Here is a 4,276-nt window from a genome sequence, read left to right as displayed (position 1 = left end):
TGATCGCCCGGGCTGAGAGAACCCTCGCGGATCAGGTCCTTCAGGTGGCGCGCTGTGCTCTCGGCAGCGCTCGCCCCCTTGATCGAGTCCTCCTCCATCTCCCGCTCCCACTCACCCGTACCAACCCGCCCCGCCTGACAACTGTAGCTCGGGCAAGCGCCATGTCCAGTTGACACGATTGGTAAAATTGTTTTACCACCAGATCGCCTGCGGTTTAATAATAAGCCCTGGCGTCGGTTCAGCTCGGTGAAGGCGGCCCTGGTTCTGCGCGCGTACGCCACACGCGCGGGGCGACGATGGGTGCTGGCTCGATCACGGCTCGGATCGGACCACCATCGGGAGGACCACGCCGTGAGTTGGAACCAAGTCTACGATCCCCTGGGCAGCGCACTCTGGTCGACGGCGCTCGCCGCCCTGCCGATCGTCGTGCTGCTCGGCGGCATCGGCCTGCTGCACCTGAAGGCGCACGTCGCGGCTTTGCTGGGCCTCGTCGTGGCGCTCTGCGTCGCCGTGATCGGCTTCGGGATGCCGGCCCCGATGGCCGGGGCCACCGCCGTCTACGGCGCGGCGTTCGGCCTGCTGCCGATCGGCTGGATCATCCTCAACGTCATCTTCCTCTACCGGCTCACGGAGCGGACCGGGCAGTTCGACATCCTGCGCGACTCGATCGCCGGCATCACGCCGGACCGGCGGCTGCAGCTCCTGTTCATCGCGTTCTCGTTCGGCGCCTTCTTCGAGGGTGCGGCCGGCTTCGGCACGCCGGTGGCGGTGACGGCCGCGATGCTGATGGGCCTCGGTTTCACCCCGCTGGCCGCCGCGGGCCTCTCACTCATCGCCAACACGGCGCCCGTCGCCTACGGCGCGCTCGGCGCTCCCGTGATCGCGCTCTCAGCGGTGACGGGGCTCGATCTCATCGCGCTGTCCGCGATGATCGGCCGGCAGCTGCCGTTCTTCTCCCTCCTCGTGCCGTTCTGGCTGATCTGGGCGTTTGCCGGCCGCAAGGGCATGCTGGAGGTCTGGCCAGCGCTGCTCGTGGCCGGTCTCTCGTTCGCGGTTCCGCAGTATCTCGTCTCGAACTTCCACGGCCCTTGGCTCGTAGACGTGGTCGCGGCGATCTGCTCGATGGCGGCGCTCGCCGGCTTCCTGCGCGTCTGGCAGCCCGCTCGCATCTGGACCGCAACCGATGTCGCCGCAGGAACGGCTCCGGTCGCTGAGCGGCGGACTCACTCCCCCGGCACGGTGTTCCGCGCCTGGCTGCCCTGGCTGATCCTGTCGCTGTTCGTCTTCGCCTGGGGCACGCCGCAGTTCCGCGCCTGGCTCGACGCCCTCTGGGTGTGGAAGATGCCGGTGCCCTACCTGCACAACCTCGTCTTCAAGATGCCGCCGGTTGTCGCCGCGAGTCACAGCGAGGCCGCGATCTATACCCTCAACCTGCTCTCGGCGACGGGCACCGGCATCCTGCTCTCGGCGATCGTGGGCGGCCTGATCCTCGGCTTCAGCCCGCTCAAGCTGCTGCGCGAGTACGGCCGCACCGCTTGGCTCGTGCGCTACTCCCTGATCACGATCTCGGCGATGCTGGCGCTGGGCTACGTCACCAAGTACTCGGGCACCGACGCGACGCTGGGCCTCGCCTTCGCGCAGACCGGCTGGATCTACCCGTTCTTCGGGGCGATGCTCGGCTGGCTCGGCGTGGCGCTGACGGGTTCTGACACGGCCTCGAACGTGTTGTTCGGCGGCCTGCAGAAGATCACCGCGGAGCAGCTCGGCCTGTCGCCGACCCTGATGGCGGCCTCGAACTCCTCGGGTGGCGTGATGGGCAAGATGATCGACGCGCAGTCGATCGTCGTCGCCTCCACGGCGACGCAGTGGTACGGCGGCGAGGCGAAGATCCTGCGCTACGTCTTCTTCCACTCTATCGCGCTCGCCTGCCTCGTCGGCGTCCTGGTGATGCTGCAGGCCTACGTGCCGCCATTCACCGCCATGGTACCGGCCGCGGCCATCCCAACCCTCGCTCATTGAGGCCGCCGGGCCGGGGGCGAGCGATCCCTCCCGGCCATCCTTCTGCTCTGGCGATGGCGCCACGCGCCCACGGGGATCCGAGATGCGACTGAACAGCTGCCACAGCTTCCACGATTTCCGCCGCATGGCGAAGGCCCGGCTGCCCGGGCCGATCTTCGACTACATCGACGGGGCGGCCGACGACGAGGTCACGTACCGGCGCAACACGTCGGCCTTCGACCGGTGCGACCTGGTGCCGAACGTCCTGCGCGGCGTCGGCGATATCGACCTGTCCGTGACTGTCATGGGCCAGCGGCTCGCGCTGCCTGTCTACTGCTCGCCCACGGCTCTTCAGCGGCTATTCCATCATCAGGGGGAACGCGCCGTCGCCGCTGCGGCGGGCAAGTACGGGACGATGTTCGGCGTCTCGTCGCTCGGGACCGTAAGCCTGGAGGAAGCGCGTCGCATCAGCGGCGGTCCCCAGGTCTACCAGTTCTACTTCCACAAGGACCGCGGCTTGAATCGCGAGATGATGGCCCGGGCCAAGCAGGCCGGCATCGAGGTCATGATGCTGACCGTCGACAGCATCACGGGGGGGAACCGCGAGCGCGACAAGCGGACGGGCTTCTCGATCCCGTTCCGGCTCACCCTCGCCGGGATGATGCAGTTCGCCATGAAGCCGGCCTGGGGGATCAACTATGTCACGCACGAGAGCTTCAAGCTCCCGCAACTTGATGGCCACGTGGATATGGGCGGCGGGGCACTCTCTATCAGCCGCTACTTCACCGAGATGCTCGATCCCAGCCTGTCATGGGACGACGTCGCCGCCATGGTGCGTGAGTGGGGCGGCCAATTCTGCCTGAAGGGCGTGATGTCGGTGGAGGACGCCAAGCGTGCGGTCGACATCGGCTGCACCGGCATCATCCTGTCGAACCACGGCGGCCGCCAGCTCGACGGCTCACGCACGGCGTTCGACCAGCTCGCCGAGATCGTGGACGCGGTCGGTGACCGGATTGACGTGATCATGGACGGCGGCGTCCAGCGCGGCACCCATGTCTTGAAGGCGTTGTCCGTCGGCGCGAAGGCCGTCGGCCTCGGGCGCTACTACCTGTTCCCCCTCGCCGCGGCTGGTCAGGCCGGCGTCGAGCGCGCATTGGACCTGATGCGGTCCGAGATCGAACGGGACATGCGGCTGATGGGTTGCGCATCCGTCGATCAGCTGACCCGGAGCAACTTGCGCTTCTCCTAACGGGGTCCGGGCTTGCCGCTGTCGCGGGCCGTTGCAACGCACTGCGATGTGGTTGAGCGCGGGTCCGCGAATCCTAGGAAAGACGCAGCATCGCCGGTTGTCCAAGCTTTTCAGCCGGATCGTAATCGGGATGCGCGCCCGAGGCGATCGAGCCCTTGGAAGATGTCCGGCGCCGTGTCGCAGCCGACGGGCCAGATCAACTTGGTCCGGTCGATCATCGGCTCCAGCATCGACGGCAGCTTGGGCGTGGCGCTTAAGCCGGGTGAAATACGGCTTACCGGAACGTTGAGGAGTTCATCTTGCGTCCGCTCACGCCGCACGAACTTAAGATCTTGGCGGCTCTAGACGACGAATTCATGAGCGCATCAGTCATCAAGATCCGGTCTGGCCACTCCAGCTCCGATCCCATCGACGGCGTCTGCGCGGCCTGCATCGAACTTGAGCGAAGAGGCTTGGCGGAGCGGATAGGGTCAGGTCGACGGTCGAAAAACCGCTGGCGTCGATCGCCGCAGACCAACTGAGTTTTAGGCTGGGAATTATAGATTAAATATAACTTTGTAAATTTGAGAAATTAAAGTTTTACTTTCCACAATCCGATTTTTGGAGTCCGAGCAGTTTGTAATAAAGCGAACTTTTGCTAAATTATTACTTGAATTGAAATGTGCCACTTCGCTTTCGGCATGACAAGCCTGACGACGCGGTCGGGTCGCGCGGAACCCCGCCGGCCGGGGGTGGTCACCAAACACCCGAGCAGGCGGCGATCACCGACATGGGATCCGGTGGAACGCCACGGAGCGAGCCGAAGGAGGGTTGGGGTTCGACCGGCGAGCCCGGACGCGCGCCGCCCGCCATCGGCGGTTCTTCCGGCGGCCATTCGGACCAGAAAGCCTCGCGGGGCCCGGCCGCCGGCACCAAAGTCGCGGGCGGCCATTCACGCGCCGAGCAGGAGACCCAGGAATGACCGAGCGCCGCGAGACCGATCCGCAGCCGGAGAAGCCGAAGAACGTCGCCCCCGACGCGGGAAGGACC

General features: G+C 66.0%; 4 protein-coding genes. 3 read left to right on the top strand and 1 reads right to left on the bottom strand.

All coding sequences use genetic code 11. The features are described from left to right. Positions 1 to 351: 351 nt before the first annotated feature. Complete coding sequence (locus I53_RS04900) at positions 352 to 2,019, top strand: L-lactate permease (RefSeq protein WP_012319507.1); 1,668 nt, start codon at positions 352 to 354, stop codon at positions 2,017 to 2,019. 82 nt (positions 2,020 to 2,101) lie between these two features. After that, positions 2,102 to 3,247 (top strand): alpha-hydroxy acid oxidase, encoded by a 1,146-nt coding sequence (locus I53_RS04895; RefSeq protein ID WP_043347310.1) that lies wholly within the window; start codon positions 2,102 to 2,104, stop codon positions 3,245 to 3,247. A gap of 110 nt (positions 3,248 to 3,357) precedes the next feature. Here I53_RS04895 and I53_RS32990 read toward each other — a convergent pair whose 3' ends face one another. Continuing rightward, a complete protein-coding gene (locus I53_RS32990; protein WP_139231624.1) occupies positions 3,358 to 3,567 on the bottom strand; it encodes a hypothetical protein in 210 nt (69 codons plus the stop codon). A gap of 341 nt (positions 3,568 to 3,908) precedes the next feature. On the opposite strand from I53_RS32990, the gene I53_RS34880 reads away from it, so the two are divergent. Then, a complete protein-coding gene (locus I53_RS34880; protein WP_083935970.1) occupies positions 3,909 to 4,208 on the top strand; it encodes a hypothetical protein in 300 nt (99 codons plus the stop codon). The last annotated feature ends 68 nt before the right edge of the window (positions 4,209 to 4,276 follow it).

The sequence above is a fragment of the Methylobacterium sp. B1 genome, assembly GCF_000333255.1.
GTDB classification, from domain to species: Bacteria; Pseudomonadota; Alphaproteobacteria; order Rhizobiales; family Beijerinckiaceae; genus Methylobacterium; species Methylobacterium fujisawaense.
This window is presented reverse-complemented; position numbering and strand designations above follow the sequence as displayed.